This is a genomic window from Streptomyces vilmorinianum (genome assembly GCF_005517195.1).
GTDB classification, from domain to species: domain Bacteria; phylum Actinomycetota; class Actinomycetes; order Streptomycetales; family Streptomycetaceae; genus Streptomyces; species Streptomyces vilmorinianum.
In genome coordinates, this window is the sequence record NZ_CP040244.1 from 3,580,396 (window position 1) to 3,605,684 (window position 25,289).

A 25,289-nucleotide genomic window follows, 5' to 3' on the forward strand; every position below is an offset into this window, starting at 1 on the left:
CCGCCGTGAGCGACGTGCACGTCAACATCGACGGCCTCGACAAGGCATCCGTCCTCGCCGCCCTCTACAACGCGTCCCAGCCCTTCGGGATGGGCTTCCTGAACCCGGCCGCCAGCAACGGCATGACCGTCGAGCAGGCCGCAGAGGCGCTGGAGCGCGCTGGCGATGACCTCTACTTCGACTACCTCCAGGGCCGCGTGATGAAGGTCGACCTCAACGGCGACGCCATCGACCCGCGCCTCTACGACCGCGACAACGGCCCTGGTGCCTGCGCCGCCGTCATCGCGCCCCTCCGGGCGACCAGCGGCTGATCCGGGGCCCATACCTCCAGCTCCACAAGCCCAGAACCACAAGCCCGTCCAGCACCACAACCCCTGAGAGGAGGTGACCACCATGTCCAGGACACGACCCCAGCGCGTTCGCGTCCCCTGGCGCGTGGTCGCCTCCTCCCACTACAGCGATGCCGCCCTCGCCGTCTACGTGAAGGTCGCCGCGCTCGGCGCTCGGCCTGAGGGCTGCACGGCCTCCGTGGAGTACCTCGTCGGACTGCTCGGCATGTCACGGTCGGGCGTAGAGCGAGCGCTCACGCAGCTCATGCGGCCGGCCCCCGACGACGACGTTGCCGAGCTGACGAGCTACCGGCGCACCCATCCGGGAGGCATGGGCACCACCGCCGTCCGGCGCGTACGCAAGCCGTCCGCCACCGAGGCGTTCGTCTGGGTCCCGTCCGCTGCCGCGGAGTCGCTCAGCCCCCGGCAGCTCCGCGCCTACGCGGCCGTCGCCTACGCAGTGGCCACAGGACACCAGGTGACGCTCGCCGAGCTCGGCCAGGTCCTGCGCAGCCGGTCCGGGAAGCGCGCCGGGCAGCCGCTCGACCCACGCACCGTACGCCGGACCCTGCGGAGCCTCGCAGACCTCGGCTGGATCGCCATGGACGCCCGCGCCGGATACCGCGGCCGCCACACCTACACGGTCTACGAGGAGCCTGCCCAGCTGTCGCTGACTGCGGACACTCATGACGGATCGGGTGCGGATCTTGGTGATGGGTCCCTCGCGACTAAGGAAGCACCTAGGACTGACTCACCTGATGACGAGCGGGCCGGTGGTTCCATCCGCCGGAGGCGAGATCAGGTAGTAGCGCGAGGCCCTGTGGAAAACCCGGCGCCTGCCCCGCTGCGCGCCGCGCCGAAGCGGCCGTACACGGGACCTGGGCTGACTCTCGCTCCGCGGATCTGGCAAGTCCTCGAGCCGGTTCACGTCCTGTTCGGTGGGCTGTCGCCGTACGTGGTCCGCAAGCTCGCCCGCGAGGTCGGCCACCAGCTCGACCGCGGAGTGGAGCCCGAACGGCTCCGCAGCCGCCTCGAGTTCCGATTCGCCTGCACCGACGAGATCCGCGACCCCGGCCGATGGCTCCTCGGTGCCGCCGTGATCCGCCGTGGCTGCGGACTGGACGCCTGCGAGTCCGGCGTCATCTGGCGGACGGGGGAGCGGTGTCAGGTGTGCGCAGCCCGGCCGCCCGGGCGCCCACCCGGACCCCGACGCCCGGGCAACCCGGCGCCCGCGTACCCCGGGCCTCCCAGACAGAGGGCCACCTGCTGCCCCTGCCCCGACTGCTCGCCCGCGCCTTCCCGGAGCCCGCGATGAACCACCGGCCGACACCGAAGCCCCCGCCGCCCAACGTTCCCTGCCCGGCCTCCGCCGAGCTCCTGGCGCTCGCCGCGAAGGCCCGACCCGACTGGGACCCCAATGCCCTCCGGGACAGCCTCGCCCACGCCCGCTGCCAGGGCATGACCTGGGGCCAGGTCCTCGCTGCCGTCGGCCGGCTCATGGCCGACCCGAACGCAGAACCCGAGGACCTGCTCCCCGCCGCACCGGAGCCGTGGCGCCAGCGCCGTACGGCACCGGTCCCCGAGACCGCACACCGAGGGGCCGCGGCCGTACGCGCCGCACTGCACCCCCACCCCACCCCGACTGACAACTGAGGGAGATGATGGCGATGGCCGCTACCGACCGCATCGCCGTTCGTAGCAACACCCTGAACCATCCGATCACCGCCGTCCGTACCGGCCTGACCAGCTGGCTCCTGCGTCACTCGCGCTGGGCCTCGGACGTCTACTTCGAGCGACTGCGCACCTCGCTGCCGCTCGTCGACCCGGACCGTCACGCCCTGGAGAGCCCGGCGGTCGAGAACGTGTTCGCACGCCTGGCGATCGACCACCCCGAATCGGTCACGCCGTCCGTCGGTGGCACTCCCGCCCGGCGGGCCGACCGCGAGACGCGCCTCGTGGCGGTCTGCGACCAGTGGTTCCGCGACGCCCACGGCCCCGAACACAGCTGGTCACCACGGACGCTGGCGGCCTACCACCTCCTGCTCGACAGCGTTCACGAGTGCTTCAACGCACCGGACGGTGAGTCATGACCACCGCGGCAAGCCGCACCACGCAGGCCAGCCCGGCCATGCAGTCCCTCCTTCTCGCACGGCTGACCGGCGCAGCCGAGCACAGCGTGACCGAAGTTCGGCTCACGCCCTACCGGCGAGGCGACGCCCGCTTCTGGTGCGTCATGGCCCTCAGCGACGGTCGGCGTGAAGTTCCCCTGCCGAAGGGGGCAGCGAAGCGGATCAGCGACGCCCTGCGCTCCGCGTTCCCCAGCGCTCGATGGGGCCGCGCCCAGGACTACGACGCGACCACCGGCGAGCTCACCGAGCACATCACCGCCCTGCCGGCCTGCCTCACGGACGGTGCAAGGTGAGCCGCCCGAGGAAGCGCATCCGTACGAATCACCAGGCGACTGCTGGCCGCGCCAAGGCGGCACGGGGCACGTGGGTCGTCGCCGGTACGTACGGGAGTTGGTACGCGGCCGACTCGATGGCGCGCATCGTCCGTACCGGCTCCGGCAAGCGGATGGCTGCCTACCTTCCCGTCGGCGCCTTCGACGCCCGCCTGGAGCAGGTCGAAGACGGCACCGCGCTGTGGGTCCGGTACCGCGCCGAGCCCACGGCCGCGCCGGCGCCGGCCGGGGGTGCACGTTGACCATCCCCAATCCGATCGAGCGCCTCGATGTCCCGGTGTCCCAGCTTGAGACCGATGTGCGCGCCCTCGTCATACGCCAGCGCCAGCAGCTCGCGGTCGAACTCGACCGCGCGGCCGCCGACTTCAGCAACTCCATCGACTCCGGCCTGACCGAGTCGTTCGCCGACTACTGCCGCCGGACTCATCCGGACAAGGAGGTGGCCTGATGGCTACGGGCCCTCAGCACTACCGCAAGGCCGAGGAACTGGCCCGGAGCGCAGCGAGCGTCGACGCGCAGAAGGGCGGCGACCTCCGATGACGACTCTTCCGCCTGAGGACCACGAGCTCGCCTACATCGTCCGTAGCCGCGCCGTCTCCGACGAGGAGCGGTTGAGCACCGAGGACCGCAGCAGGCGTGAGCAGCTGCTGCTCCTGGCCGATCGTCTGGAGGAGCTCCAGGCCGTCAACGAAGCCAGCTACGCACTCGAATACGACCGGACCGGCGGGCCCCGCTTCGACACCGACCAGCCCTTCGGGCAGCCGGCGGCGCCGCTGCGCCGGACCGGCATCTCCATCACCTACTCGTTCCGCGCCCTGCGGGGTGGCCTGTGACCGGCTACTTCATCACTGCGGCCGCGATCGGCGCCGCGTTCGCGGTCATGGCCGTCTGGCCCTCGATCCGGCCCCGCGTCAGGCCCAACGACCGCTCCGAGGAAGGGGATCAGCAGTGACCATCACCATCCCGTGGCGGGGCACCGGCATCCACCGGGCCGCTGGCTCCGCCGAACTCCGCGATGAGAACCGGAAGCTGCTGGAGCGGCAGGCCGCCGCCGATGAGTTCTTCGGACGCCTCCTCGCGGACCGCGACGCAGTCTACGACGCCTGGCAGACGGCCAAGCAACACGCCGCCGAGGCCGAGCTGGTCGTCGTCTGCCAGCAGGCGGAGATCGAGGAGCTCAAGGAAGAGGCGGCCGCCCTGCGTGCGGCCCTCGCCAACGCCTGCGCCGTGTCAGTGCCCCCGGCCGCGCGGGACATCGACCCCGACGACCGGCCGACGGAGCCGACCGGCATCCACGTGAAGCCCATCTGGGACGCCCTTGGCATCACCCCCGCCACCGCCTGACTGCCTCGCCGCCGGGATGTTCCCGGCCCGGCGGCGAGGCGCACCACCCAGCAAGGAGACCCACGATGTTCAACCTCTTCAAGAAGCCCCGCCCGGCACCGACCGACGTCGCCGCCTCCCCGGCCCCCAACCTCACCGACGTGAACTCCACCATGGCGTCCCTGGTGAAGACCGCCGGCCACTCCCTGGAGAAGGAGGGACTGGCGGGCACGAGAGCGGCCGTGTACCTCGTCATCGACCGCTCGTACTCGATGCACAGCCACTTCGGCAACGGCAGCGTGCAGCACCTCGCCGACCAGGCGCTCGGCCTGTCGGTGAACCTGGACGACGACGGCATCGTCCCGCTGGTGTTCTTCGACTCCAAGCCCTACCCGATCGCGGAGATCAGCCTCACCAGGTACGCGGGCGTCGTCGGCCACCAGCACAGTCTCCACGGCGGAATCGTCACCATGGGCGGCACCCAGTACGCGATCGCCATGCGCGCCGTCATCGAGCACTACCAGGACTATCAGCGTCGCGGCGGCACCGACCCGGCTCTCGTCATCTTCCAAACCGACGGCGATCCCCAGGACCGCGACGCCGCGCGTCTCCAGCTCGCTCACGCCTCCGCCCTGCCCCTCTACTGGTCCTTCATCGGCTTCGGGAAGACCCCCATCCCCTTCCTCCAGCGGCTGGACGACATGGGCGGCCGCGTCGTCGACAACGCGACCTACTTCCACGCCGGCGAGCGCCCGACCGGCGTCTCCGACGCCGAGCTGTACGACCAGCTGCTCCGCGACTTCGGCCCCTGGATGGCGGCCGCTCGCGCGAAGGGCGTCCTGTGACCGGACCGAACGCCTGTCCCCTCTGCGGCGGCAAGATCCCCTGCCTCAGCCACGGCAGCCACACCCCGCCCGTCCACAGCCGCTGACCACCGCGGCGACAGCACCCAGGAGTCCAACGAATGGCCCGCAAAGCCGTCATCACCACCCGGCTGAACACCACGGCCCTCGTCCACACCGTGGCCGCCGAGCTCGACATCAGCCAGGAGAGAGCCCGCGACGCCGTGTTCACGGTGTTCGACATCATCGCCCGCGCCGCCGCAGGCGGCCACGACACCGCGATCACCAATTTCGGGACCTTCGTCTCCAGCCGCACGAGCAAGCGCAAGGCCCGCAACCCGCAGACCGGGGAGACGCTCACCGTCCCCGCCCACCAGGTCGTGCGATTCCGCCCTTCTCCGCGCCTGGTCGATGTGGTGAGGCGCCGCGTCCGCAAGGCGAGCATCGCCAAGCTCCCCAAGGGCGCTCTGCCCCAGGCGGGCCGCCAGTGACCGGCTACACCGGGCAGGCACCGGACACCGGGATCCGGCGCGGGGAGTGGGTGCACCGCGCCCCGTGCCGGACCAAGGACCCGGAGATCTTCTTCACGACGGCGCTCGTCGGGGAAGCGCGGTCGATCTGCCGCACTTGCCCCGTACTTGAGGAGTGCCACGCGTGGGTGATGGGGGTGGAAGCTGGCCTGGCCGAGGAGAGCCGCGACGGGGTCGTCGCCGGGCTGACTGCTGCCGAACGCGCTGGGCTGGACCCCGTGGCCCAGTCGCGGAGGGCACGAACGCAGGAGACCGCCGCCGCACGCGTACAGCAGAAGACGGACACGAAGCCCGCGCCGCTCAAGCTGGCGCCTCGGAAGCCGAGGAGGGACCCGCGCCCGGTCCCGAAGTGTGGAACCACGGCGGCGATGAGGCGGCATCAGCGCCTCGGTGAACCTCTGTGCGACGCCTGCCGGGACGCCCGCAACGAGCGCAGCCGGGCGAAGCGCTACGCCCGCCAGGACCGACTGGTGAAGGAGGCATGGGGGCGGGGCCTCACCGACGAGGGGATCTGCACGGAGACCGGACTGTCGAAGATCGTCGTCCGGCGCGCACGCCAGCGGCAGAACCTGCCCGCCAACGAGGAGACGAGGAGGGCAGCATGAGCGAGCGCGAGCACGGCACGTACGTGAAGTACAAGCTCGACGGATGCCGGTGCTACCCCTGCGGCTTCGCCGAGAGTCAGTACTCGAGGAATCGCGAGCGAGCGATCGCGTACGGCAGATGGCAGCCGTACGTCGACGCCGAGCCGGTCCGCCAGCACGTCCGCGCGCTGGGCGAGTTCGGCATCGGATGGAAACGCGCCGCACGACTGGCCGGCGTCTCCACCGGCTGCGTCTCCAAGCTCCTGTACGGCGACGGCGTACGGCACATGTCCCCGTCCAAGGGCGTGCGGAGGGAGACCGCGGAACGGCTCCTGGCGGTTGAGCCGACTCTCGACAACCTCGGCTCCGCGGTCCTGATGGACGCCACCGGCACCCGGCGCCGGCTTCAAGCACTCGTCGCGGCCGGATGGCCTCAGGCCCGGCTCGCGGTGCGTCTCAACATGGAACCCGGGAACTTCTCCGCCCTCATCAGGCGAGCCCAGGTCACCGTACGCGTCGTGCGCCAGGTCGTGGACCTCTACGAGGCCCTGTGGCGCGTTGACCCGCGAGAACACGGAGTCGACAACCAGGCGTACAACCGGGCCCGGAACGCAGCCGCAGACCAGTGCTGGGCGCCCGCCGGCACATGGGACGACGACCGCATCGACGACCCGTCCGCCTTCCCGGACTGGACCGGCATGTGCGGCACACCCCAGGGGCGAGCCATCCACTACCGGATCGGCATCTCACCGTGCCAGCCCTGCCGCGCCGCCGCCGCGCGTGAGCGGCAGCAGAAGAAGGAGGCGAACGTCGCGTGACTGACCAGCCCGCCCTCCGGCTGCTGAGCCTCGGCGCCGGCGTGCAGTCCACCACCCTGGCCCTGCTGTCCGCCGCCGGCGACCTGCCCAGGCTCGACGGCGCGGTCTTCGCGGACACGGGCTGGGAGCCCGCCGCCGTGTACACGCACCTCAACCGCCTGGAGACCGCAGTCCTCATCCCGGCCGGCATCCCGCTGTACCGCGTGTCGGCGGGAAACATCCGCAACGACGCCCTCGACCCCGAGCACCGGTTCGCCTCTATGCCGCTGTTCATCAAGAACCAGGACGGCGGCGACGGGATGACCCGACGCCAGTGCACGGCGGAGTACAAGCTGAAGCCAATCAAGCGGCAGGCGCGGCAGCTCCTCGGGTTCCCGCACCCGCGCCCGGTCCCGCGCGGCCTGTACGCCGAGCAGTGGATCGGCATCAGCCGCGACGAGATCGGGCGCGCGAAGGACTCCGGCATCCAGTACCTACGCTCGGCCTTCCCGCTCCTCGACCTCACCGGGGCCGCGGACGGGCGAGAGGGCTGGACCCGCGACGACTGCCTGCGCTACCTCCGCGCCAACGGCTGGGAGAGCACCCCGAAGAGTGCCTGCGTGGGGTGTCCGTACCACGGCAACTCCCAGTGGCGCCGCCTCCGCGACGAGCAGCCCGAGGAGTGGGCGGACGCCGTCGCCTTCGACGCCGCGATCCGGTCCGGAAACGCCCGGGGCAACGCGCTGGGCAAGCCGCTCCTCGGCGAGGCGTACCTGCACCGCTCCCGCCTCCCGCTCGACCAGGCCCCCATCGACCGCGTCACCGCGCACGAGTGGGCACAGCGGCAGACCGACATCTTCGGCCAGGTTGCCGACGCCGAGCTGGAGGAGGGCGACCCCGATGGTTGCTCGCCGTGGTCCTGCCGTTCCGGCCGCGCTGCCGCGTGATGCACGACGGACCGGCCTAACCACCAGCCTTCCACACCATCAGGAGCAGAACGATGCCAATCCAGTCCGGCCAGACCTACCGATCCGCCGATCCCCGTGAACTCATCCGGATCCGGATCAAGAGCTACGCCCCCGGCGAGAATCGCGCACTCGTCGTCGACGCCGCCACGGGAAAGCGGCCCCGCCCCATGCTCGTCACCGCTCTCCACGACTCGCCAATCACCCAGGCTGGCAAGCCTCGGCGGTCCGGGTACGTCCTGGAGCAGCCCTCCGCCGGAATCCGGGACGCCGCCCGCCAAGCCGCCGGACACTCCTGCGGCAACTGCGACGGCGTTGACCCGGGGACGTGCCTCACCAACCCAGATCGCCAGGCCGCCGGACAGCCCCCCACCGAGCACGTCCACCGGCTGGGGAACCCGGACGACGACGGCGGCATCCTCGACGACTGGGACAACTGCCGGGACCCCGAGTGCCCCGGACCGATCCCCGCCGTCGAGCAGCCGGCCGAAGCACAACCCGCGACCCAGGGATGCCTCAGGGACAAGCTTGCCGCCACCAGCCAAGGCGCTGCGGGGGCGCTGGAAGTGCTTGGGTTCGACCTCGCCACCGCCTCGAAGCAGCGCCTCCCGGCTGACGTTCGGGCCGCGATCCGAGCGCATCGGGCCGAGATCCTCCGCGAAGCCGCCGACGCCGTGGACGCCGGGAAGCGGCCCTTCCCCGACGAAGTACGCAGCGGCGCCTCCTGGGCCGCTCGGATGCTCCGCCGCATGGCCGACGAGGCCACCCCGTGAGCGCGTTCCTCGACCTCCTCGCGGCGGCCGGTGTGGTCGCCGCCTGGTGGACTGCCGCCAGCTTCACCGCCGGCGTCCTCATTGCCGCCATCGGCTTCACCCGCAACACCATCCGCAGGAGGCCCAGATGACCACGCCCACCACCCGCGTCCGACTCCACGGCGGCCGCCTCACCCACGCCGCCCAGCCCCGAGGCAGCGGCCACGCAACCGCCTGCGGCATCTCCCTCGACGCCAACGCCGTCAACCACTGGATGCCCCACACCGCGACCGTCACCTGCCGCCCCTGCCAGCGGAAGACCGGAGACGGCCGATGACCCAGCCCAGCACCGCCGAGCAGCTGCTCAACCTTGCCGACCGAGCCGAACGCGGCACGCTCACCGGAGACGAAGCAGCCCGACTCCGGGAGGGAATCGCCCAACTCCGCGACCGGCCGCCCCTCGTCTGCTGCGACGAGCGGCACCAGACCAAGGTGCAGTCACTCGAAGCCGAGATCGAACGCATGAAACTCCTCGTCGCCGCCAGCAGCGAACCCGGCCAAGCCGTCCGCATGGCCGCGCAGCACGCCGAGCGTGCCATCGAGAACGGGAAGCGCGCCGAGAAGGCCGAGCGCGCCGTCGATCACCTCACAGACCGATACCGAGGCGCCGAAGAGCGCGCCGAGCGGGCCGAGGCCGCACGGGACCGCTACCGCGCCGCGGCCCGGAGCTGCATCTCGTCCCACTGCGTCGAGGGCGACCACGTCTACGAGCTCGGAGAGACTCCGTGATCATCCCCGTTCGCGTCCATGCCGACGCCCAGGTGCACACCGTGGGGGGCATCCGGGAGCTCCAGCCCGACCACCCCTTGTACAGCGAGCACTGCCCCGTCTGCGACTTCCTGCTCGGCACCCAGCCGATCACCCTCGTGTTCGTCGGCATCGAGCCGGAGGACCGGAAGGACACCGGGTGGACGACCGGCGGCGCCGTCGCGGTTCACGCCGCCTGCGCCGGCCTCGCAGACGAGGACCGGGAACAGACCGATGGGTGACCTCGACGGCCTGGTCGCCGACCTCGCCGACCGGTGGACGGGCGACGCCACGACCCCGGGTGACGGCGGGCCCGGCCTCATAGCCCGGCTTGACACGATCGGGCTGCGCACCCGCCAGCCGAAGCAGCACGGCGGGCGTACTCCGCCCGGCTCGAGGCCACCGACGTCGATCGAGGCCGTCAGCTGGTCGCAGCGGATCAAGGCCGAGGCGGTGGCGCTCGATCGGGAGCTCCGCGGCTCCGAGCACGAGCAGCCCTGGTACCGGGCATTGCGCGCGCTGCCGCCCGGGGCCGAGACGGTGGACCGGGTGGGGGAGGTGACGCGGACAGTCGGCCGCTGGCACGGCACCGTGCTCACCGTCCTCGGACTCCGCGGCCCGTCCGTACACTTCCGGCACGCACTGTGCCTCGCGTGCGGGCAGCGCACTGTGTACGGACGCGCCGACGACGACCGACCGCGTGCGTGGTGCGTCAACGACGCCTGCGATGACCAGGAGACGGGGCAGCCAGCCCGGTATGAGGGTCGTCGGCTCTACCTCCTGACGGAGAACAGGGCGTCGTAGCGGGAGAGCGGGGCCTCAGCCAGCGCTCTCCGCCTGGCGCCGGCGCTCCTCTTCCTCGCGTCGGCGCCGGGCCGCGACGACCACGTCCCGGCTGGGGCGCTCGGGGAGCTTGGCACCGGGCTCGCGCAGGTACCACGCGATCAGTTCGCGGACGATCGACGCTCGCTCGGTGCCGAGGCTCTTGGCCGCCGGGTCGAAGTCCAACCAGAGCTCGTCGGGCAGCCGGATCTGGCGGGCGGGTGTCTTCGGCACGTTCGGCATGGGCGCACCGTACCCGGGTGTAGCTACCAGTCTCAATGCACTCACCTCCAGGTGTAGCTACAAGAATCATGGTCGAAGGGGTTGTGGTGTAGCTACACCGCACGCTATGGTGTAGCTACACCTTAAGTCAAGGGGAATCAACAAGGGGGCGTCATGAAGGTCCAGTTCACCCGCAGGATCACCGTCGCCGACTACCTCGCAGAGCGAGGCCTTCCGGGTGACTGGCGCTACGCCTCGGCGTACGGCCGGACGGTGGCCCGCGTCTACCGCGACACGTACCGGCGCGAGCCCGGCAAGGCGTTCCGGCTGATCGGTCTCCGGTTCTACCGGGTCATGGCCTACCGCCCCACCGAAGCCCACGTCCTCGCCGACGCCTGGACCCTCTACCCGCGCACCGCCCGCCTGTCCGCCCCGACCCGCTGAGGAGGCCGTCGTGTCCGACGCCCTGCTCAGCTCGCTCGCCCTGATCGAGCCGGGAGACCTGGTGATGTATCACGGCTCGATCGAGACGCACCACGGCCTGTGGATCGCGGTCCCCTGCGCCTGCGGGATTTGCGAGCAGCTCGACGCCTTCGGCCTCGCGGACATCCGCTTCGCGCTGGTCGACCCGTGGGGGGAGCGGTCCGGCCCGCACCACGTGCGACGCGAGTCCATCACCCGGTCCGCCGCGAGCTGACCACCCCGCCCCCGGCCGCCCGGCCGGGGCGCCCGATCCATCCCGACGAGGGGGCACGCCGTGAGCACCATCGACGTCAACCAGCAGTTCAACGACCAGCGCCGCGCCCTGATCAAGGGGACCCGCGCTCGCCGCCGCACCGACGGCTCGTACGTCGCGACCGTCGGATACGACGACGGGGAGGTCGTCGGTCGCGACGGACTCGACACCACGCGCGGCACGGCCGCCCTGTACACCTCCACCCCGGCCTGGCACCGGCTCGGCGCCGTGGTCCCCGGCGGTATCTCCGACATCGACACCGTGCTCCGCCTCGGACAGATCGACTTCGCCGTCACCAAGCAGCCCGCCGAATACACGTGGGGCGGCACCCGGCACGTCAAGGACGACGCGTTCGTCACCGTGCGAGGCGACACCGGCGACCCGCTCGGCATCGTCGGCTCCCGCTACCAGCCGTTCCAGCAGCGGCAGGTGTTCGACTTCCTGGAGGACTTGGCCGACACGCACGGCGTCCTGTGGGAGTCGGCCGGGGCGCTGCGCGGTGGCCGCCGAGTGTTCGTCACGATGCAGATCCCGGAGTCGGTCGTCGTCGACCGGGGCGGCCTGGACGACGAGATCCGCCTCTACGTCGTCGCGATCAACTCCCACGACGGCAGCTCGCAGATGGACACCCTCGTCACCCCGTGGCGCGTCGTCTGCGGCAACACCGAACGCTTCGCCCTGCGCGACGCCCGCTACCGCTGGTCGATCCGGCACACCGCCGGAGCACTCGACCGGCTGGAGGAAGCCCGCCGCACCCTCGGCCTCACCGTCCACTACGGCAAGGCGTTCGAGACCGAGGAGACCGCGCTCGCCCGCACAGACCTCGCGATCGACGAGTTCCACCGCGTGCTCGCCGACCTGTGGCCGCTCGACGACGACGCCACCGACCGCAGCAGGACGATCGCAGCCAAGCGCACCGAGCGGCTTGACGCCATGTTCCGCAGCGAGACCGAGCGCGCCGGACGCACGGCCTACGCGGGGGAGCGGGCCATCACCGACTACCTCGACCACATCGCCCCCCGCCGCCCCGGCCGGACCATGACCGAGGAGATCGCCCGCGCGACCGCCCTCATGGAAGACACCGATGGCGACCTGAAGACCAAGGCACACCAGCGGCTCATGCTCCTGCGCCGCTGACCCGCCGACCGGCAGCCGGGCCCCGACCCGGCTGCCCCCCCAGGGCCGCGCCCTCCCGCCCCCGTTGGGGCGCGGCCCACCCGCCTGTGTAGCTCAGCGGGGAGACCCCTCTCCTCCTCCGCCCTCGCCGCTCTGCGCGAGATCGCCGGACGCTGACCAAGAACCCGGCGGCGGGACACGCGGCCCGCGTCCAGCGCACCGACCCGCTTCCCGCCGCTGGGACCCACCACGGAGAAACTATGAGCACCGGCCCCGCCCCGGCCCACGACCCCGTACTCACGGGGGAGTTCATCGACACCCAGGTGATCTACCGCTGCCGCGTGTGCGACACCACCGACTTCGCGTTCTCGGTCGTCGCCGGCCACCATGCCCCGGCCCGCATGCCCCACGAAGGATGCCCCGCCGCACGCGCCGGCAGTGCGCCGTACCCGCGCGCCACCGACCACACCTGACCCACCGCGTGCGCCACGGCGCACCCCCAACCGAGCGCCATGCGCCACCTCTGGAGACTTCCCCATGACGACTGCGCCAGCCGCCGACGCAGCGGCGCGCGCCACACGGCGCGAACGGGTGCGCCACCTCGCTGACCAGGGCAAGAGCGCCCGCGCCATCGCCGCCGAACTCGGCGTCGGCAAGGACACCGTGCGCCGCGACCTCGAGGCCCTGCGCCAGGAAGCACCGGCCGATGCGCCACCCAAGGCGCCGATCCGGGAACTCGTGGCGCTGCGCAATGAGCGTGCGTTCGCCACCGTGGCGCAACTACGCGCCGTCGTGGAGCAGGTCGACGCTGAGCGCATCCCGTTCCTCGTTCTCCGCGACGTGGAGGCGCGACACCTCGACGCCGAACTGCGCCAGCACGCCGCGACGCTAGCTCGGATCATCAACGAGCTCCATGTCTGGCGGCCAGCCCTGAAGGAGTCGGCGGCCGACCCTCCGCTGAGGGGATGATGGGGCGCATGGACGACCTCGTGCAGTTCCTCCACGCCCGCCTCGACGACGACGAGCGGGTGGCCCGCCGCGTCTTCGGATCGTGGAGAGAGATCGGAGAAACCGGAGTCATCGTCACCTCGGACGGCCAGCACGCCGAGGAGTGCGCCAACGGGAACTGGACGGGCATCGCCGACCACATCACCCGCCACGACGCCGCCCGCGTCCTCCGCGAGGTCGACGCCAAGCGGCGCATCATCGAGCCATACGGAATCGCCCTGAAGGAACGCGAAGCCCTGCGTGTGGAGATGCGCAAACTCCTCGGCAACGATCACGACCGATTCGCCAAGCTCCACCGAGAGGAGAGCGAGCTGATCGAGACCGCGACACGTCTCAAGCCCGTGATCAAGCTCCTCGCCCTGCCGTACGCCGAACACCCTGGCTACCGCGACGAGTGGCGGCCCGAGGCGTAGTCCGCCCCGCCCTGGGGCACCAGACCCGCAAGGCCCCGCTGCGTACACCCCCCGCGCGGCGGGGCCTTGCTGCATACCAATCCGGCATACTCCACTCCGCATCCCACCCGCTCACGGTACCTTCACCTCACCTCCGCATCAGGAACACCACGAGGGGACTCCGTGAGCCAGCAGTACCCTGGGCAGCAGCCGCCCAACTCGCCCCAGCAGCCCGGCCAGACGCCCGCATGGGGCCAGCCGCAGCAGCCCGGACCTTGGGGTCCGCCGCCGAAGAAGAGGTTGTCGACCGGCGCGATCGTCGGCATCTCCATCGGGGGAGTGCTCGCCTTTCTCGTGATCCTCGGTGCCGTCGTCGGGGGCGACGAGGCCGCGGACGGCAAGGCCGCCGGGAAGAGTCCGGCGCCCAGCGCTCCCGCGCCGGCCACGTCCAGGAGCGCGCCGGCTGTCACTGCCACCACCAGTGCCCCTTCCGCCAAGCCCAGCAAGAAGGCAGAGACCGGGCGTCTGCCCAACTTCGTGGGCAAGGGGCTCCAATACGCGCAGGACGAAGCCCAGTCCCTCGGGTTCTACAGCCTTCGCTCCCACGATGCGCTCGGCCGCGGCCGCAACCAGGCCTTCGACCGGAACTGGAAGATCTGCTCACAAACACCGTCGCCCGGAACGCACAAGACCGACGTCACCATCGACTTCGGCGCCGTGAAGCTCGAGGAGACCTGCCCTCGCACCGACATGGGCGCGGAGCCCGAGGCCGAGGCCGGCGGAACCATGCCCAACTTCGCCGGCAAGTCCGTGAAGGTCGCCCGGGCCGCACTTCCGTCCAACGCGAGCATCACGGTGACCGATGCGGCCGAGGACCGCATGGTCCTCATGGAGTCGAACTGGAGGGTGTGCACCCAGGATCCCCGGCCCGGCACAGAGCTGAACGGTCAGCCGATCGCGATCACCGCGGTGAAGTTCGAAGAATCCTGCCCCTGACCACCCATCTGTACGTGAGCCAGCCGCACTCGACGGCTAGCCTCCTTGGGGAGACCATGCGCACACGCACCGCCACGGCCGCACTCACGGCCGTCTACCTCCTCGCCCTCACCGGCTGCGGTAGCAGCGACGAGCCGACCGCCGACAAGCCGGCGACCAGCACGTCGCCGGAGGATGAGTTCCTCGCCAACGCCAAGGCCGCCGACTTCGAGAGCTGGAAGACCGCCGCACCGCCGGACGCCGAACTCGCTGCCTACCCCTCACAGTGGTGCGCCGAGCTTAAGGCCGGCCACAGCGTCGCCTACATCCTCGAAGACGCCGCCCTCTATCCCATCGGGGAGAAGTGGGGCACGGCCAAGCCCGACGCCCAGGAGCTCGTTGTCCTCGGTGTCAAGGCTTACTGCCCCGAGTTCGGCGACCAGGTGACTGAAGAGCTGCGGCTCAGCGGCCAGTACTAGGGAGGTGGCGCCCGTGGCCGGCAACCTCCGCAACGAGCGCCGCTACCGCCGCCTCATCGCCGCACATCCGTCCGGTCTGACGTGGCCTCATAGGCCAGCCCCCGATTGCTGTCAGGAGCGGCGCTCGTAGGCCCTGCCTTCGGTTCTCTGTCGTGCCGTGGACGCATCCACTCCACCGATTGCGTGCTGACTGCCCGCTGACACAGTCCCCTGCGCCCTGCCCCAACAGCGCCCGGCGAGGCGTCACTTCGAGGCCGATGAGATCCATCCTTCAATGTTCCCAGGGGGGAACCATGGCTAGACCAGCAGCGCGTCAGAGCGTCGCCGACCCCGCAGGATGTGCCTTCAAGGCCCTCGGCCTTGTCATCGGAAGCATCGCACTCATCCTGTGGGCCGACGGACTGACCGCAGGCGCGGTGGTCATCGTGGCACTCTACGGCGCAGGTCTCGTCGCGTTCGGCGTGAACCGGAAACAGAAGAGAGCAGAACTGCAGCGGCTGCACGCGATTCAGTCGACCGAGGTAGCCCGCTACCACACCATGTCCCCTGCGGAGTTTGAGCAGGCCGTCGCCTACCTGTGTCACCGAGACGGATGTGCTGGCGCGAGCGTGGTCGGCGGGGCAGGTGACCTCGGCGCGGATGTCATTGCGACCGCACCGGACGGACGAAAGATCGTCATCCAGTGCAAGCGTTACGGCCCCACGACGAAGGTGGGCAGTCCAGACCTTCAGCGGTTCGGCGGAACCTGCTACAGCATCCACGGCGCGCACGTGGCCACGGTGGTGACGACCTCCGTGTTCACGCGGCCGGCGGCCGAGTACGCCAGGCAGCATGGGATTCGGCTGTTCGACGCAACTGCCCTGGGAGCGTGGGCGACACGAACCGGCCCGGCGCCCTGGATGTGATCCGATCAGCCCACGCAGGACCGGAGACCTCGCTCATCCCAATCCGGCAGATCCCGCTCCGGAACGCAGGAGCTCACGGTACGTTCACCGCACCTCCACACCAGGAACACACTGCGAGGGGACCACCGTGAACAACCCGCAACCGCACGGCCAGCAGCCCTACCCGCCCCAACAGCCCGGCCACACCCCCGCATGGGGACAGACTCAACAGCCCGGACAGCCCTACCCCGGCGGCCCCTACGGCCCGCCGCCCCCGAGAAAGAAGATGTCCACCGCGGGCATCGTCGGCATCACCATCGGCGTCGTGTTCGCGTTCCTCGTCATCCTCGGCATCGCCCTCGGCGACCCCGAAGCCACCGACGACAAGGCCGGCGCCAAGACCAAGCCCACCGCCGAGGCGCCCGCCAAGCCGAGCAGGGCCGCCCCCGCGAAGAAGTCCGAGGCTCCGGCCGAGCCGGCCGAAGAGGCGCCGGTGAAGGTCACGGCGAAGAACGCGAAGTTCGTGCCGAGCATCCTGCACGACGGCGGCGACTTCACCAGCGTCACGGTGACGGTCACGAACAACGGCGATGAAGAGATCAGCGTCAACCCGCTGTACTTCACGATTACCGATACCACCGGCAGCAAGCATCAGGCCGAGCTGGGCGAGGACAAGAACCAGATCGACACGATGAAGCTCGCGCCCGGGGAGAAGACCACCGGGGTCATCACCGGGAAGGGCAAGTTCACGCCGAAATATGTGACCTACACCGACGGTCTGTTCGGTGAGGGTGTGCGCGGCAACGTGTCCTGACTGCTCGGTCCCGTCGCGCCCCCTCCGCGACGGGACCCAGCCGCCGCCTCTACGCACGCACTCACCGCGCCCGATGGCCAGCGACATCCGCCGTTCGCACGATGCCGCTAGAAAACGCCTTGGGCCCCGCGAACCGCTCGGCTACGTTGGGGTCCGCAGCAGCAAGCACCTCCCGGTGCGTAGGCCCGCGGCTACTTCTTCGCATGAATCACGCCGCAGGCCGTCCTTGATCTCGGGAGGCACAAAGCGCCGGGGTGCCCGGTGCGCAGGCAGGGGATACTTCCACTGCTAATGGGGAGGACGCGGGTTCGAATCCCGCCGGGGCGCAAGTCCCGTAGCTCAGCGGCCTAGAGCGCCTTGTTTCCCCTACCGACTTGATCTCGGGCACCCCACGCTTGGCCTCCCCTCCACTGGAGGGGTTTCTCATGTCCCGCTTCAACACCCGAAGCGCGCGCCCGACGGCCGTCTCGCCCGTGACCACCACCGGGGAGCAGACCCGTACCCACGAGGGTGCGACTGGACATCTGCGCGAGGCGAAGAGTGAACTATTCCTCCTCGCCGTGTCCAACTCCGTCGGCACCGACACCTTCTACGAGAAGGCCGGCGACCGCGATGACCGCTTCACCACGCTCGTCCGCCAGCTCGCCGTCGAAGACCCGGTCTGGACTGCGGGCCTGCTCGGCTGGCTCCGTGGCGAGGGCAACATGCGCACCGCGTCCATCGTGGGCGCGGCCGAGTTCGTCCATGCCCGGCTCGAGGCGGACCAGGCCGCGGCGGTTGTCCCGGGACCGGCGGCCGCGTCCGGGGCCGTCCCGTTCTCGAACCGTAGCGTCATCGACTCCGTGCTCCTCCGCGCCGATGAGCCCGGTGAGATGCTCGGCTACTGGACGGAGCGGTATGGGCGGCGCCTGCCCAAGCCCGTGAAGCGCGGCATCGCCGACGCTGTGCAGCGGCTCTACACGCAGTGGGCGCTCCTGAAGTACGACACCGACTCCAAGGGCTACCGTTTCGGCGACGTCCTCGAGCTCGTCCACGCCGCGCCGAGCGGGGACCGAGCCTGGCAGGGCGATCTGTTCAAGCACGCCATCGACCGCCGCCATGGCCGCGCCAACGACATCCCGCCCCGACTGCGGATGCTCGTCAACCGGGCCTGGCTGATGGACATGCCGATCGAGACCCGGCGCCAGGCGCTCGCCGACCCGCAGAAGATGAGCAGCCTCGCCGACGCGGGCATGACCTGGGAGGCGCTGGCCGGCTGGCTCCAGGGGCCGATGGACAAGGCCGCGTGGGAGGCGGTCATCCCGTCCATGGGCCTGATGGCGCTCGCGAGGAACCTTCGGAACTTCGACGAGGCCGGGGTCTCCGACGATGTCGCTGCGACCGTCGCGGCCCGGTTCACCGACCCGGAGCAGGTCCGGGCGTCACGCATGTTCCCGTTCCGCTGGTGGGCCGCGTACAAGGCGGCGCCGTCCCTGCGCTGGGCGCACGCCCTCGAGCAGGCGATCAGCCACTCGCTCGCCAACGTGCCCGCACTGAAGGGACGCACGCTGATCCTCGTGGACCGCTCCCCGTCCATGTTCCCGGGCTACCACTTCTCCACGGCGAACCGCTCGGACATCACGCTGGCCGAGCAGGCCGCCGTCTTCGGCTCCGCGCTCGCGATCCGCGCCGAGGCCCCGACCCTGGTCGAGTTCGGGCAGTCCTCGAAGGAGATGCGCGTGCCGAAGGGCGGCAGCGTCCTGCGCCTGGTCGAGCAGTTCGGGGAGATCGGCGGCACGGACATCCCCTCCGCTGTGAAGCAGCACTTCGACCGGCACGTCCGCGTCGTCATCGTCACCGACGAGCAGACCCGCCCCGGCTGGCTCCCGTCGAACTGCCACAGCTACGGCGGGATGCGCGAGACCCGGATCGACGACCTCATCCCGAAGAACGTCCCGGTGTACATGTGGAACATGGCCGGCTACCGCGAAGCCGCCATGCCCTCAGGCAACGGCAACCGGCACGCCCTGGGCGGCCTTACCGACGCCGCGTTCCGCATGATTCCGCTCCTGGACGCCGGGCGCGACGCGCGCTGGCCGTGGGAGCAAGATCGACGCTCACGTACATCTGGGAGCTAGCTTCCGGCTGTGGCCCCGCCGCCATCGCGGCGGGGCTATCTTCCTCTCACGCACTACATTTCTTGGGGGACGGCCATGATCCTTGCGCAGTCGGTATGGGGCACCGCTGGCCAGACGATTCCGATCGCCGCGTTGACCACCGTGCTCCTCGGCGCTGTCCTCGCGCCATGGATAGCTCGCCGCCAGGAAGCAGGCAAGGGGCAGGCCGTCGCTGAGGCCACACTGCGGGAGCTGTTTGTGCAGATGCGCGCTGATGTCACCTTCGCCCGTGCCAAGCTCGACGCCAAGAGCACCTACGACCCCAGGCACTTCACTGACCGGAAGCTCGCGCTCTTCACCATCTCCGCAGTGGCCGGCGCTCGAGCGCTCCCTTTCCGGCAGCGGAGGAAGATGCGGTCCGCGCTGGTGCGCCTCGTAGGTGCTTGGCGCGTCGAGCTGGCCGAGGAGTTGGGACCGGCGCTGAGCCGCGAAGACCCGGACCAGACTTACGGGGATGCGTACGACCAGGATGACGTGATCAGAGACTTCCAGCTCCGCGCGATCGCCGAGGGTGAGGATGAAAGCGGCCCGGGACGGTCAGGCTTCCTCGGGGTCATGCAGACGTCACAGCTTCCGCACGAGGACCACCCTCAGGCGTTGGCGGCCCTTGACCGCCTGCTTTCCCTGGTCAAGAGCGGGGCGCGGATCGATCAGCGCCGATGAAGTCTGTACCCCTGCCTCTAGCCGGGACGAAACGATGGAACCTCTACCGCCTGTACGACGCAGGGGATGCTCTCCTGTACATCGGCATCACCACCGATCCCCAACGGCGCTGGAAGGAACATCGCAAGGAGATGCCCTGGTGGCCCGAGGTCGTCCGGAAGGACGTCGAGATCCTCGCTGAGGACGTTGAATTTCCCGCCGCGCTGGAACATGAGGCGATCCGCGCGGAGAACCCGCGGTACAACAAGGTCGGCTTCGGCTTCGACAAGGACGGCGAGCCGCTGGGTCCTCGCCTGCCGACCGGGGTACCACCGCAGCCACACGGAACCCGGATCGCCTACCAATTCCGGGAACTCCGTCCTATGTATCGGCAGGCGTGGTTCCTCTGGCGGCTGCTGTTGCAGGACGGCCTTGAGACCCAGCGAGAGCAGGGTAGCGAACAACTTCGATGCGACTGTCAGTGCCTCGGTGGACAATGTCAAGCACCGAACTATCGAGGGGTGTTGTCGTGACGAAAGCTCTCACTCCGCTCAGCGTTCAGCGGCTGGCTTATGTCCGGTATCTATACCAGGAGGGCATTGAGCACAGTCGGCGACCGAGCCCCCTGTCCGCGAGCGCCCTACTGGCGTTCCACGACGCCGTGGAGAATTTCGTCGGACTCGCAGCGGAGCACCTCGGTGCCGAGGTGAAGCCCAGCACGACCTTCCTGGGGTACTGGGAAGCGATCAAGCCCGTGCTGGAATTGCCAGGCAAGACCAGCATGAAACGACTGAACGATGCGCGTGTGAGCCTCAAGCACCATGGGACCTTTCCGTCGGAGCAGGCTATTGAGCAGGCACGGGAAGCTGTTGCAGACTTCTTCACCACGGTGACGCCGGCCGTGTTCCATGTCGACTTCGACCAGGTCGACATGGTCGATCTCGTGCCCCAGCCCGAGACTGCGAGGCTTCTGCGGGAAGCGCAGACGCATGCCGACGTAGGCGACATCACGCATGCCATGGCAGGCCTCCACCTTGCCTTCGAGGCCCTGCTTGATCACTACGCGGGAACAGCGTATTGGCGACGTTCGGAATCGCCGTTCGCGTTCGGTCCCAGCCTCTCGTGGTTTGATCAACCGAGGCACCCCAGCAAGGACTCGCAGTCCCTTGTCAAGGTTATGGAGATCGTTACCCAGTCTCAGACTGCTCTCCGGCTGATCAGCCTGGGCATTGACTATCCGCAATACGCCCGATTCACTGCTCTGACGCCACAGGTGCATGGCTACGCGGACCATAGCAAGCGGTACGTTGTGCCGCCGTCGCTTGCTGCTCTTACCGCAGAGGACTACGCCTGGGCGCGCCTCTTCGTCATCGAGGCGGCTCTCCGGGCAGCACGAGCCGAGGGGATCCGTGACCTGCTGGAGGAGAAGTTCAAGCTCGACTGGAACCCGCGGGAGCCGTACCCCGAGCGCTCATGGACAGGAGCCGCAGCAGCGGACAACGGTGACGACGAGAGCGCCGCGGAGGGCACACTGGATAGGTGATCACGAAGCTTGGTAGGGATGGCCGCCCCCTCGTCACCACTGCCATGGCCGCCTACTCGCTTGGCGTGAAGCCCGCCTCGTTCCGCTCTTGGGCGAGGAGGCACGGCATCACCGCCGCCTCCTACCGCCGACCGTCCGGTGTGACTGGCCAGGCCACCGCGCTCTGGGACCTGGCCGACATCGCGGAAGTTGTGCACCTCACCGCTGCTTGACCGTAGATCAACTGCCACGCATCATCAGCCATGGTGCGCGTATTGCCTCATGAGCTCGGGCCACACGGCCGGGCTTTTCTGCTGGAGGGTGCTGCGACGGCAACCGTCGAGGCTCAGCTCTCCTCGATGTCCTGGCGCCACGGCCGGCCTTCACCACCTGGCCGCAGAGTCACCTCCGGCGCCGGCCCCGTACGGCGCTGCCGAGCAGTCGCCGCCACCGCGCCCAGCATCAGCAGCCCCGCGACCACGAGCAGCGGCACGGTGAAGTCGGTGTAGAGGCTGATGAACACGAGGGCCAGGCCCACCGCGAACACAGCCAGCGCAGCATCGGATCTTCCAGACAACATGACCCCCCAAGGTCTGAGATGCCCAGATCGTACGGACAGGGAGCGCCCCATGCCCAGACGTACAGGCTGGCGGGTGTGTTCGACGCCCGGCTGCCCCGAGTTCTGCCAGGGCGGGCGTTGCGAAGGCTGCCGCTCCGAAGCCGAACAACGCCGCGGCAGCGCCCGGCAACGCGGCTACGGCCGCGGCCACGAGACCCGCTTCCGCCCTGGAGTCCTCGCCAAGCACCCCACCTGCGTCCTCTGTGGCCAGCGGCCCAGCGTCCACGCCGATCACCACCCCCTCAGCCGACGCGAACTCACCGATCAGGGCCTCGACCCGAACGACCCGAAGCACGGGCGCGGACTGTGCGGCCCCTGCCACTCCAGCGAGACCGCCCAGCACCAGCCCGGAGGGTGGCATGTGTGACTCGCGTCAGCAGGGTTCCTCCTCGGTTCTGGGGATCCGAGTGACCTGCCGGGACACTTTCTTCCAGCATCCTTCGCTACCGCGCCACTTCCAGCGCCACCTCTCCCTCTTGAGCGACCTCAGATTCACCCTCTCTCCGAGCTCTCGACGCCGAAGAGGATGTGCTGTTGTCCAGTAGATCTCGGCGTAGATCTCCCCAGACTCTGGTCGACGGAAGTCAATGGTGATCGGCTCGTCGTGTGCGCTCATCTGCGAGCTCCGCTGGGGTAGCTGATCTGGCACACGAACCTCGACTGATCGAGCTACCGCCGTACCCAGCGCCCGCACGACAACCCTTTCGGTCTTCGGGTCGCGGCGCCACTCGTATCGGACACCCCACGCATACCGTGGACGATCTACCCAGGCCCAGTACGCCACGGATGCAGCACCAAGCGCCGCCACGATCGAAAAGATGAGAGTCGAGACAGCCACGCGCGGACAGTAGCGTGCACGAGCCCGTACTACCCGCAACCCACGCTCACGACATATGCGTCATTCATCCATGCGGGCTGACAGGGATCTGGTTCCGGCGCACCGTCCCATTCCCACCCCTCCACCCGATCCCCGGCGGACAGGGTACGTACCCGGACCAGGGACAGGCAGACACCACGAGCCATCACACAGGCACACCACACACCTGACCCACCCCACTCCGCGCCGGCCAACGGCCGGCCCACGCACTACCAGCCGGGCACCAGCTCGGGCCGCTGCGCCCCAACAACCAGGGCAGCAGCCACCACTGGCTCGCTCGATGACCGCTCGACGGCGACCAGCGCGCAGTCAGCAGCGCCCACGCGACCGCGACACGTGATCCATCAGGCCAGCCTCGTCACGCTCAGTGGTGAACGGGTGGGGGAGCACCCCCGACGGCCGGCCTGAGCCGGACCGCCGGGGAGGGCCGCGGCAGGTCGGTCAAGATCAGAACTTCCAAGATGATCAAGACCGCTCACGCGATGTGACGGTGAACGCAGCCGCGCGAGGCGGCAGTTGGAGTGATCAACATGGCCAAGGGCGGCGCACGCGCACGATCCGGACCCGCACCCGACCCCAACGCCCTCCGCCGCGAGCGAGACGCCGGCGAATGGACGGTCCTGCCCGTCGCAGGCCGCACCGGCGCCCCGCCGGCATGGCCGCTCAGCGATCAGACTGCTCGCGAGAAGAAGCTGTGGACCTCGCTGTGGGCCAAGCCCCAGGGACTGATGTGGGAGCGGTACGGCCAGGAGCTCGAGGTCGCGCTCTACGTCAGGCGGTTCACCGAGGCTGAGCTCATGGATTCCCGGGTGAACCTGTCCACGCTGGTGCGGCAGATGGCCGACTCGCTCGGCCTCACGACACCAGGGATGCGCGCGAACCGCTGGCGGATCGACCGCAGCGAGAACGGCGACGAGCGGCGCCCCGCGCCGACGGGTCGACCCGCTTCCGGCGGCCGCGTATCCGCGCGGGATCGATTGAAGGTCATCGGTGGCGGCGGCTGATGACGGAACCTGGCCGCTCGACTTCCCCACGCTGACAGTCGTCCCCGACTGGATCTACGAGCACTGCCTCCTCGAGTCGGTCGGCGGTCTTGTCCGCGGCCCGCAGCACTTCCAGATGTACGACTGGCAGCTGCGCAGCACCGCACAGTTCTACCGGGTGCGGCCGGACGCGCGGCTCGGGCAGTTGTCGACCGCCTTCCACTACCGGCGCGGCCAGATCGTCGCCCCGCAGAAGTCCGGCAAGGGCCCGTGGACTGCGGGCATCGTCGCGGCAGAGGCTGTCGGCCCGGTGCTCTTCAACGGCTTCGCAGAGGGCGGCGAGGTCTTCGACTGCCGGGATCACGGCTGCGGTTGCGGGTGGGCGTACGAGTACGAGCCGGGAGAGCCGATGGGGCGCCCCTGGACCACGCCGCTCATTCAGATTACGGCTACGTCCGAGGATCAGACCGACAACATCTACCGCCCGCTCCAGCAGATGATCCGCAACGGTCCGCTCGCCGAGCTGATGAAGGTCGGCGAGCAGTTCATCCGCCTTCCCGGCGACGGTCGCGTCGACGTCGTCACCTCGAGTGCCCAGTCCCGCCTGGGCAACCCGATCACCTTCGCCGCCCAGGACGAGACCGGCATCTGGACCGAGGGCAACAAGATGACCAAGGTCGCGACCACGCAACGCCGCGGCTTGGCCGGCATGTCCGGCAGGTCGCTGGAGACGACGAACGGCTGGGACCCCGGCGAGAACTCGGTGGCTCAGAAGACCGCGGAGACCAAGCGCCAAGACGTCTACCGGCTTCACCGCCTGCCGCCCGGTGACCTGGACTACAAGAAGAAGGCCGAGCGCCGGAAGATCCACGCGTACGTCTACCAGGGCAGCGGCCACATCGACCTCGACTCGATCGAGGGCGAGGCCGCAGAGCTCCTGGAGAAGGAGCCGGCCGAGGCCGAGCGCTTCTTCGGTAACCGGATTGTCGCGGGCATGGGGGCCTGGCTCCAGCAGGACCGCTGGGACGCTCGCCACGAAGACCGCGGGCTGCCGGAACCGGGGACGCGAATCGTCCTTGGGTTCGACGGCAGTGACGTCGACGACTGGACCGGCCTGCGCGCCGAGACGCTGGACGGCTTCCAGTTCACCCCGCTGTACGGACCCGATGATCGGCCGACGATCTGGGACCCGGAGGAGTGGGAGGGGCAGGTCCCGAGGCTCGAAGTGTCGGCCGCAGTGGACCACCTGTTCAGCACGTACGACGTCATCCGGTTCTACGGTGACCCGCCGTACTGGACGAGCGAGCTCGCCCAGTGGCGGGCCCAGCACGGGGAGAAGCGCGTCATCGAGTGGCACACGGCCCGCGTCGTGCAGATGCACGCGGCCTGCGAGCAGCTCGTCACCGACGTCCTGAAGGCCGACAGTCCGTTCCGTCACGACGGATGCGAGACCACGTCGATCCACGTGCGGAACGCCCGCAAGGCAGCGCGGCCAGCGAACCGGTACGTACTCCGCAAGGCCGCTCACCACCAGAAGATCGACCTCGCCGTCTGCTCCGTCCTCGCTCACGAGGCCGCGCAGGACGCGATCGCCGCCGGTCAGGCCCGCCCGAAGAAGAAGTCCCGAATGGTGATCCTGCGATGAGAGCGAG

General features: G+C 69.6%; 42 protein-coding genes and 1 tRNA gene. 40 read left to right on the forward strand and 3 right to left on the reverse strand.

All coding sequences use genetic code 11. The features are described from left to right. Window positions 1-5 precede the first annotated feature (5 nt). The 21 genes from FDM97_RS16800 to FDM97_RS16885 all read left to right on the forward strand — a co-directional run bounded on the left by FDM97_RS16800 (window position 6) and on the right by FDM97_RS16885 (window position 10,194). Window positions 6-311, forward strand: a complete 306-nt coding sequence (locus FDM97_RS16800; RefSeq protein WP_137991219.1) for a hypothetical protein — start codon at window positions 6-8, stop codon at window positions 309-311. An 82-nt stretch (window positions 312-393) separates the two neighbouring features. Beyond that, window positions 394-1,644, forward strand: coding sequence for a helix-turn-helix domain-containing protein (locus tag FDM97_RS16805; RefSeq protein ID WP_137991220.1), 1,251 nt, complete (start codon window positions 394-396; stop codon window positions 1,642-1,644). Then, a complete protein-coding gene (locus tag FDM97_RS16810) occupies window positions 1,641-1,982 on the forward strand; it encodes a hypothetical protein (RefSeq protein WP_137991221.1) in 342 nt (113 codons plus the stop codon). Before FDM97_RS16805 ends, FDM97_RS16810 begins: the two co-directional genes overlap by 4 nt. Before the next feature lie 14 nt (window positions 1,983-1,996). After that, window positions 1,997-2,419 (forward strand): hypothetical protein, encoded by a 423-nt coding sequence (locus tag FDM97_RS16815; protein ID WP_137991222.1) that lies wholly within the window; start codon window positions 1,997-1,999, stop codon window positions 2,417-2,419. Then, the gene (locus FDM97_RS16820; RefSeq protein WP_137991223.1) at window positions 2,416-2,751 is read left to right on the forward strand and encodes a hypothetical protein; all 336 of its coding nucleotides are present in this window, start codon (window positions 2,416-2,418) and stop codon (window positions 2,749-2,751) included. Before FDM97_RS16815 ends, FDM97_RS16820 begins: the two co-directional genes overlap by 4 nt. Next, entirely contained in the window at window positions 2,748-3,032 is a 285-nt protein-coding gene (locus FDM97_RS16825; protein ID WP_137991224.1) for a hypothetical protein, read from the forward strand. The genes FDM97_RS16820 and FDM97_RS16825 overlap by 4 nt, the downstream gene beginning before the upstream one ends. Before the next feature lie 35 nt (window positions 3,033-3,067). Then, window positions 3,068-3,238, forward strand: a complete 171-nt coding sequence (locus tag FDM97_RS35820; RefSeq protein ID WP_175439142.1) for a hypothetical protein — start codon at window positions 3,068-3,070, stop codon at window positions 3,236-3,238. 88 nt (window positions 3,239-3,326) lie between these two features. Continuing rightward, window positions 3,327-3,623, forward strand: coding sequence for a hypothetical protein (locus FDM97_RS16830; RefSeq protein WP_137991225.1), 297 nt, complete (start codon window positions 3,327-3,329; stop codon window positions 3,621-3,623). Next, a complete protein-coding gene (locus FDM97_RS36845; RefSeq protein WP_284440290.1) occupies window positions 3,620-3,742 on the forward strand; it encodes a hypothetical protein in 123 nt (40 codons plus the stop codon). Before FDM97_RS16830 ends, FDM97_RS36845 begins: the two co-directional genes overlap by 4 nt. Beyond that, window positions 3,739-4,134: a hypothetical protein gene (locus tag FDM97_RS16835; RefSeq protein ID WP_137991226.1), complete on the forward strand. Its 396-nt coding sequence runs from the start codon at window positions 3,739-3,741 to the stop codon at window positions 4,132-4,134. The genes FDM97_RS36845 and FDM97_RS16835 overlap by 4 nt, the downstream gene beginning before the upstream one ends. Window positions 4,135-4,199: 65 nt before the next feature. After that, complete coding sequence (locus FDM97_RS16840) at window positions 4,200-4,958, forward strand: VWA domain-containing protein (RefSeq protein ID WP_137991227.1); 759 nt, start codon at window positions 4,200-4,202, stop codon at window positions 4,956-4,958. Between the two features lie 119 nt (window positions 4,959-5,077). Then, window positions 5,078-5,446 (forward strand): HU family DNA-binding protein, encoded by a 369-nt coding sequence (locus tag FDM97_RS16845; RefSeq protein WP_137991228.1) that lies wholly within the window; start codon window positions 5,078-5,080, stop codon window positions 5,444-5,446. After that, window positions 5,443-6,090 (forward strand): WhiB family transcriptional regulator, encoded by a 648-nt coding sequence (locus FDM97_RS16850; RefSeq protein WP_175439143.1) that lies wholly within the window; start codon window positions 5,443-5,445, stop codon window positions 6,088-6,090. The genes FDM97_RS16845 and FDM97_RS16850 overlap by 4 nt, the downstream gene beginning before the upstream one ends. Then, on the forward strand, window positions 6,087-6,887 hold the full coding sequence (locus FDM97_RS16855) for a hypothetical protein (protein WP_137991230.1): 801 nt from the start codon (window positions 6,087-6,089) through the stop codon (window positions 6,885-6,887). The genes FDM97_RS16850 and FDM97_RS16855 overlap by 4 nt, the downstream gene beginning before the upstream one ends. After that, window positions 6,884-7,813 (forward strand): adenine nucleotide alpha hydrolase family protein, encoded by a 930-nt coding sequence (locus FDM97_RS16860; RefSeq protein ID WP_254705623.1) that lies wholly within the window; start codon window positions 6,884-6,886, stop codon window positions 7,811-7,813. The genes FDM97_RS16855 and FDM97_RS16860 overlap by 4 nt, the downstream gene beginning before the upstream one ends. A 53-nt stretch (window positions 7,814-7,866) precedes the next feature. Beyond that, window positions 7,867-8,604 (forward strand): hypothetical protein, encoded by a 738-nt coding sequence (locus FDM97_RS16865; RefSeq protein WP_137991231.1) that lies wholly within the window; start codon window positions 7,867-7,869, stop codon window positions 8,602-8,604. Next, window positions 8,601-8,735, forward strand: a complete 135-nt coding sequence (locus FDM97_RS36850) for a hypothetical protein (RefSeq protein WP_284440291.1) — start codon at window positions 8,601-8,603, stop codon at window positions 8,733-8,735. Before FDM97_RS16865 ends, FDM97_RS36850 begins: the two co-directional genes overlap by 4 nt. Then, on the forward strand, window positions 8,732-8,920 hold the full coding sequence (locus FDM97_RS16870) for a hypothetical protein (RefSeq protein WP_137991232.1): 189 nt from the start codon (window positions 8,732-8,734) through the stop codon (window positions 8,918-8,920). The genes FDM97_RS36850 and FDM97_RS16870 overlap by 4 nt, the downstream gene beginning before the upstream one ends. Then, complete coding sequence (locus tag FDM97_RS16875; protein WP_137991233.1) at window positions 8,917-9,372, forward strand: hypothetical protein; 456 nt, start codon at window positions 8,917-8,919, stop codon at window positions 9,370-9,372. The genes FDM97_RS16870 and FDM97_RS16875 overlap by 4 nt, the downstream gene beginning before the upstream one ends. Further along, the gene (locus FDM97_RS16880) at window positions 9,369-9,632 is read left to right on the forward strand and encodes a hypothetical protein (protein ID WP_137991234.1); all 264 of its coding nucleotides are present in this window, start codon (window positions 9,369-9,371) and stop codon (window positions 9,630-9,632) included. Before FDM97_RS16875 ends, FDM97_RS16880 begins: the two co-directional genes overlap by 4 nt. Next, complete coding sequence (locus FDM97_RS16885) at window positions 9,625-10,194, forward strand: hypothetical protein (RefSeq protein WP_137991235.1); 570 nt, start codon at window positions 9,625-9,627, stop codon at window positions 10,192-10,194. The genes FDM97_RS16880 and FDM97_RS16885 overlap by 8 nt, the downstream gene beginning before the upstream one ends. Window positions 10,195-10,209: 15 nt before the next feature. On the opposite strand, the gene FDM97_RS16890 is transcribed toward FDM97_RS16885, so the two are convergent. Further along, complete coding sequence (locus FDM97_RS16890; RefSeq protein ID WP_137991236.1) at window positions 10,210-10,455, reverse strand: hypothetical protein; 246 nt, start codon at window positions 10,453-10,455, stop codon at window positions 10,210-10,212. A 153-nt stretch (window positions 10,456-10,608) separates the two neighbouring features. On the opposite strand from FDM97_RS16890, the gene FDM97_RS16895 reads away from it, so the two are divergent. From FDM97_RS16895 to FDM97_RS16965, 16 genes are all read left to right on the forward strand, one after another. Continuing rightward, window positions 10,609-10,878, forward strand: coding sequence for a hypothetical protein (locus tag FDM97_RS16895; RefSeq protein ID WP_137991237.1), 270 nt, complete (start codon window positions 10,609-10,611; stop codon window positions 10,876-10,878). 10 nt (window positions 10,879-10,888) lie between these two features. After that, window positions 10,889-11,131, forward strand: coding sequence for a hypothetical protein (locus tag FDM97_RS16900; protein ID WP_137991238.1), 243 nt, complete (start codon window positions 10,889-10,891; stop codon window positions 11,129-11,131). Between the two features lie 60 nt (window positions 11,132-11,191). Next, the gene (locus FDM97_RS16905; RefSeq protein WP_137991239.1) at window positions 11,192-12,307 is read left to right on the forward strand and encodes a DUF932 domain-containing protein; all 1,116 of its coding nucleotides are present in this window, start codon (window positions 11,192-11,194) and stop codon (window positions 12,305-12,307) included. Window positions 12,308-12,546: 239 nt separating this feature from the next. Continuing rightward, a complete protein-coding gene (locus tag FDM97_RS16910) occupies window positions 12,547-12,759 on the forward strand; it encodes a hypothetical protein (protein ID WP_137991240.1) in 213 nt (70 codons plus the stop codon). 64 nt (window positions 12,760-12,823) lie between these two features. Continuing rightward, window positions 12,824-13,255, forward strand: coding sequence for a helix-turn-helix domain-containing protein (locus FDM97_RS16915; RefSeq protein WP_137991241.1), 432 nt, complete (start codon window positions 12,824-12,826; stop codon window positions 13,253-13,255). Window positions 13,256-13,263: 8 nt separating this feature from the next. Further along, window positions 13,264-13,707 (forward strand): DUF6221 family protein, encoded by a 444-nt coding sequence (locus tag FDM97_RS16920; protein WP_137991242.1) that lies wholly within the window; start codon window positions 13,264-13,266, stop codon window positions 13,705-13,707. Window positions 13,708-13,869: 162 nt separating this feature from the next. Next, a complete protein-coding gene (locus tag FDM97_RS16925) occupies window positions 13,870-14,682 on the forward strand; it encodes a hypothetical protein (RefSeq protein ID WP_137991243.1) in 813 nt (270 codons plus the stop codon). Between the two features lie 56 nt (window positions 14,683-14,738). Then, window positions 14,739-15,140 (forward strand): DUF732 domain-containing protein, encoded by a 402-nt coding sequence (locus tag FDM97_RS16930; protein WP_137991244.1) that lies wholly within the window; start codon window positions 14,739-14,741, stop codon window positions 15,138-15,140. 293 nt (window positions 15,141-15,433) lie between these two features. Next, window positions 15,434-16,045: a restriction endonuclease gene (locus FDM97_RS16935; RefSeq protein ID WP_137991245.1), complete on the forward strand. Its 612-nt coding sequence runs from the start codon at window positions 15,434-15,436 to the stop codon at window positions 16,043-16,045. Window positions 16,046-16,172: 127 nt separating this feature from the next. Further along, window positions 16,173-16,838 (forward strand): DUF4352 domain-containing protein, encoded by a 666-nt coding sequence (locus tag FDM97_RS16940; protein ID WP_254705624.1) that lies wholly within the window; start codon window positions 16,173-16,175, stop codon window positions 16,836-16,838. Between the two features lie 254 nt (window positions 16,839-17,092). Further along, window positions 17,093-17,166: transfer RNA gene (locus tag FDM97_RS35825), tRNA-Ser, on the forward strand. 97 nt (window positions 17,167-17,263) lie between these two features. After that, window positions 17,264-18,955 (forward strand): TROVE domain-containing protein, encoded by a 1,692-nt coding sequence (locus FDM97_RS16945; protein WP_137991247.1) that lies wholly within the window; start codon window positions 17,264-17,266, stop codon window positions 18,953-18,955. Window positions 18,956-19,030: 75 nt separating this feature from the next. Continuing rightward, window positions 19,031-19,657 (forward strand): hypothetical protein, encoded by a 627-nt coding sequence (locus FDM97_RS16950; RefSeq protein ID WP_137991248.1) that lies wholly within the window; start codon window positions 19,031-19,033, stop codon window positions 19,655-19,657. Continuing rightward, window positions 19,654-20,169, forward strand: coding sequence for a GIY-YIG nuclease family protein (locus tag FDM97_RS16955; RefSeq protein ID WP_137991249.1), 516 nt, complete (start codon window positions 19,654-19,656; stop codon window positions 20,167-20,169). The genes FDM97_RS16950 and FDM97_RS16955 overlap by 4 nt, the downstream gene beginning before the upstream one ends. Further along, entirely contained in the window at window positions 20,166-21,179 is a 1,014-nt protein-coding gene (locus FDM97_RS16960) for a hypothetical protein (RefSeq protein ID WP_137991250.1), read from the forward strand. Before FDM97_RS16955 ends, FDM97_RS16960 begins: the two co-directional genes overlap by 4 nt. After that, complete coding sequence (locus tag FDM97_RS16965; protein WP_137991251.1) at window positions 21,176-21,391, forward strand: hypothetical protein; 216 nt, start codon at window positions 21,176-21,178, stop codon at window positions 21,389-21,391. The genes FDM97_RS16960 and FDM97_RS16965 overlap by 4 nt, the downstream gene beginning before the upstream one ends. 113 nt (window positions 21,392-21,504) lie before the next feature. On the opposite strand, the gene FDM97_RS16970 is transcribed toward FDM97_RS16965, so the two are convergent. Beyond that, window positions 21,505-21,738, reverse strand: a complete 234-nt coding sequence (locus FDM97_RS16970; RefSeq protein ID WP_137991252.1) for a hypothetical protein — start codon at window positions 21,736-21,738, stop codon at window positions 21,505-21,507. A 49-nt stretch (window positions 21,739-21,787) separates the two neighbouring features. Here FDM97_RS16970 and FDM97_RS16975 point away from each other — a divergent pair, with 49 nt between their 5' ends. Beyond that, window positions 21,788-22,144 (forward strand): holin, encoded by a 357-nt coding sequence (locus FDM97_RS16975; RefSeq protein ID WP_137991253.1) that lies wholly within the window; start codon window positions 21,788-21,790, stop codon window positions 22,142-22,144. A 6-nt stretch (window positions 22,145-22,150) separates the two neighbouring features. On the opposite strand, the gene FDM97_RS16980 is transcribed toward FDM97_RS16975, so the two are convergent. After that, entirely contained in the window at window positions 22,151-22,615 is a 465-nt protein-coding gene (locus tag FDM97_RS16980; RefSeq protein WP_137991254.1) for a hypothetical protein, read from the reverse strand. A 569-nt stretch (window positions 22,616-23,184) separates the two neighbouring features. On the opposite strand from FDM97_RS16980, the gene FDM97_RS16985 reads away from it, so the two are divergent. Together FDM97_RS16985 and FDM97_RS16990 are read left to right on the forward strand one after the other, a co-directional pair. Further along, window positions 23,185-23,658, forward strand: a complete 474-nt coding sequence (locus FDM97_RS16985) for a hypothetical protein (protein WP_217510239.1) — start codon at window positions 23,185-23,187, stop codon at window positions 23,656-23,658. Then, window positions 23,645-25,282 (forward strand): hypothetical protein, encoded by a 1,638-nt coding sequence (locus tag FDM97_RS16990; RefSeq protein WP_137991255.1) that lies wholly within the window; start codon window positions 23,645-23,647, stop codon window positions 25,280-25,282. The genes FDM97_RS16985 and FDM97_RS16990 overlap by 14 nt, the downstream gene beginning before the upstream one ends. Window positions 25,283-25,289: the final 7 nt, after the last annotated feature.

Excerpts from the sequence above, each read along its gene's own strand:
- FDM97_RS16885 (WP_137991235.1), top strand. The coding sequence starts at position 9,625 with ATGGGTGACCTCGACGGCCTGGTCGCCGACCTCGCCGACCGGTGGACG.
- FDM97_RS16895 (WP_137991237.1), top strand. The coding sequence starts at position 10,609 with ATGAAGGTCCAGTTCACCCGCAGGATCACCGTCGCCGACTACCTCGCA.
- FDM97_RS16840 (WP_137991227.1), top strand. The coding sequence starts at position 4,200 with ATGTTCAACCTCTTCAAGAAGCCCCGCCCGGCACCGACCGACGTCGCC.
- FDM97_RS16955 (WP_137991249.1), top strand. The coding sequence starts at position 19,654 with ATGAAGTCTGTACCCCTGCCTCTAGCCGGGACGAAACGATGGAACCTC.
- FDM97_RS16950 (WP_137991248.1), top strand. The coding sequence starts at position 19,031 with ATGATCCTTGCGCAGTCGGTATGGGGCACCGCTGGCCAGACGATTCCG.
- FDM97_RS16830 (WP_137991225.1), top strand. The coding sequence starts at position 3,327 with ATGACGACTCTTCCGCCTGAGGACCACGAGCTCGCCTACATCGTCCGT.
- FDM97_RS16820 (WP_137991223.1), top strand. The coding sequence starts at position 2,416 with ATGACCACCGCGGCAAGCCGCACCACGCAGGCCAGCCCGGCCATGCAG.
- FDM97_RS16865 (WP_137991231.1), top strand. The coding sequence starts at position 7,867 with ATGCCAATCCAGTCCGGCCAGACCTACCGATCCGCCGATCCCCGTGAA.
- FDM97_RS16945 (WP_137991247.1), top strand. The coding sequence starts at position 17,264 with ATGTCCCGCTTCAACACCCGAAGCGCGCGCCCGACGGCCGTCTCGCCC.
- FDM97_RS16845 (WP_137991228.1), top strand. The coding sequence starts at position 5,078 with ATGGCCCGCAAAGCCGTCATCACCACCCGGCTGAACACCACGGCCCTC.
- FDM97_RS16920 (WP_137991242.1), top strand. The coding sequence starts at position 13,264 with ATGGACGACCTCGTGCAGTTCCTCCACGCCCGCCTCGACGACGACGAG.
- FDM97_RS16975 (WP_137991253.1), top strand. The coding sequence starts at position 21,788 with ATGCCCAGACGTACAGGCTGGCGGGTGTGTTCGACGCCCGGCTGCCCC.
- FDM97_RS16985 (WP_217510239.1), top strand. The coding sequence starts at position 23,185 with ATGGCCAAGGGCGGCGCACGCGCACGATCCGGACCCGCACCCGACCCC.
- FDM97_RS16915 (WP_137991241.1), top strand. The coding sequence starts at position 12,824 with ATGACGACTGCGCCAGCCGCCGACGCAGCGGCGCGCGCCACACGGCGC.
- FDM97_RS16935 (WP_137991245.1), top strand. The coding sequence starts at position 15,434 with ATGGCTAGACCAGCAGCGCGTCAGAGCGTCGCCGACCCCGCAGGATGT.
- FDM97_RS16910 (WP_137991240.1), top strand. The coding sequence starts at position 12,547 with ATGAGCACCGGCCCCGCCCCGGCCCACGACCCCGTACTCACGGGGGAG.
- FDM97_RS16970 (WP_137991252.1), bottom strand. The coding sequence starts at position 21,738 with ATGTTGTCTGGAAGATCCGATGCTGCGCTGGCTGTGTTCGCGGTGGGC.
- FDM97_RS16810 (WP_137991221.1), top strand. The coding sequence starts at position 1,641 with ATGAACCACCGGCCGACACCGAAGCCCCCGCCGCCCAACGTTCCCTGC.
- FDM97_RS16890 (WP_137991236.1), bottom strand. The coding sequence starts at position 10,455 with ATGCCGAACGTGCCGAAGACACCCGCCCGCCAGATCCGGCTGCCCGAC.
- FDM97_RS16870 (WP_137991232.1), top strand. The coding sequence starts at position 8,732 with ATGACCACGCCCACCACCCGCGTCCGACTCCACGGCGGCCGCCTCACC.
- FDM97_RS16930 (WP_137991244.1), top strand. The coding sequence starts at position 14,739 with ATGCGCACACGCACCGCCACGGCCGCACTCACGGCCGTCTACCTCCTC.
- FDM97_RS16805 (WP_137991220.1), top strand. The coding sequence starts at position 394 with ATGTCCAGGACACGACCCCAGCGCGTTCGCGTCCCCTGGCGCGTGGTC.
- FDM97_RS16875 (WP_137991233.1), top strand. The coding sequence starts at position 8,917 with ATGACCCAGCCCAGCACCGCCGAGCAGCTGCTCAACCTTGCCGACCGA.
- FDM97_RS16815 (WP_137991222.1), top strand. The coding sequence starts at position 1,997 with ATGGCCGCTACCGACCGCATCGCCGTTCGTAGCAACACCCTGAACCAT.
- FDM97_RS16855 (WP_137991230.1), top strand. The coding sequence starts at position 6,087 with ATGAGCGAGCGCGAGCACGGCACGTACGTGAAGTACAAGCTCGACGGA.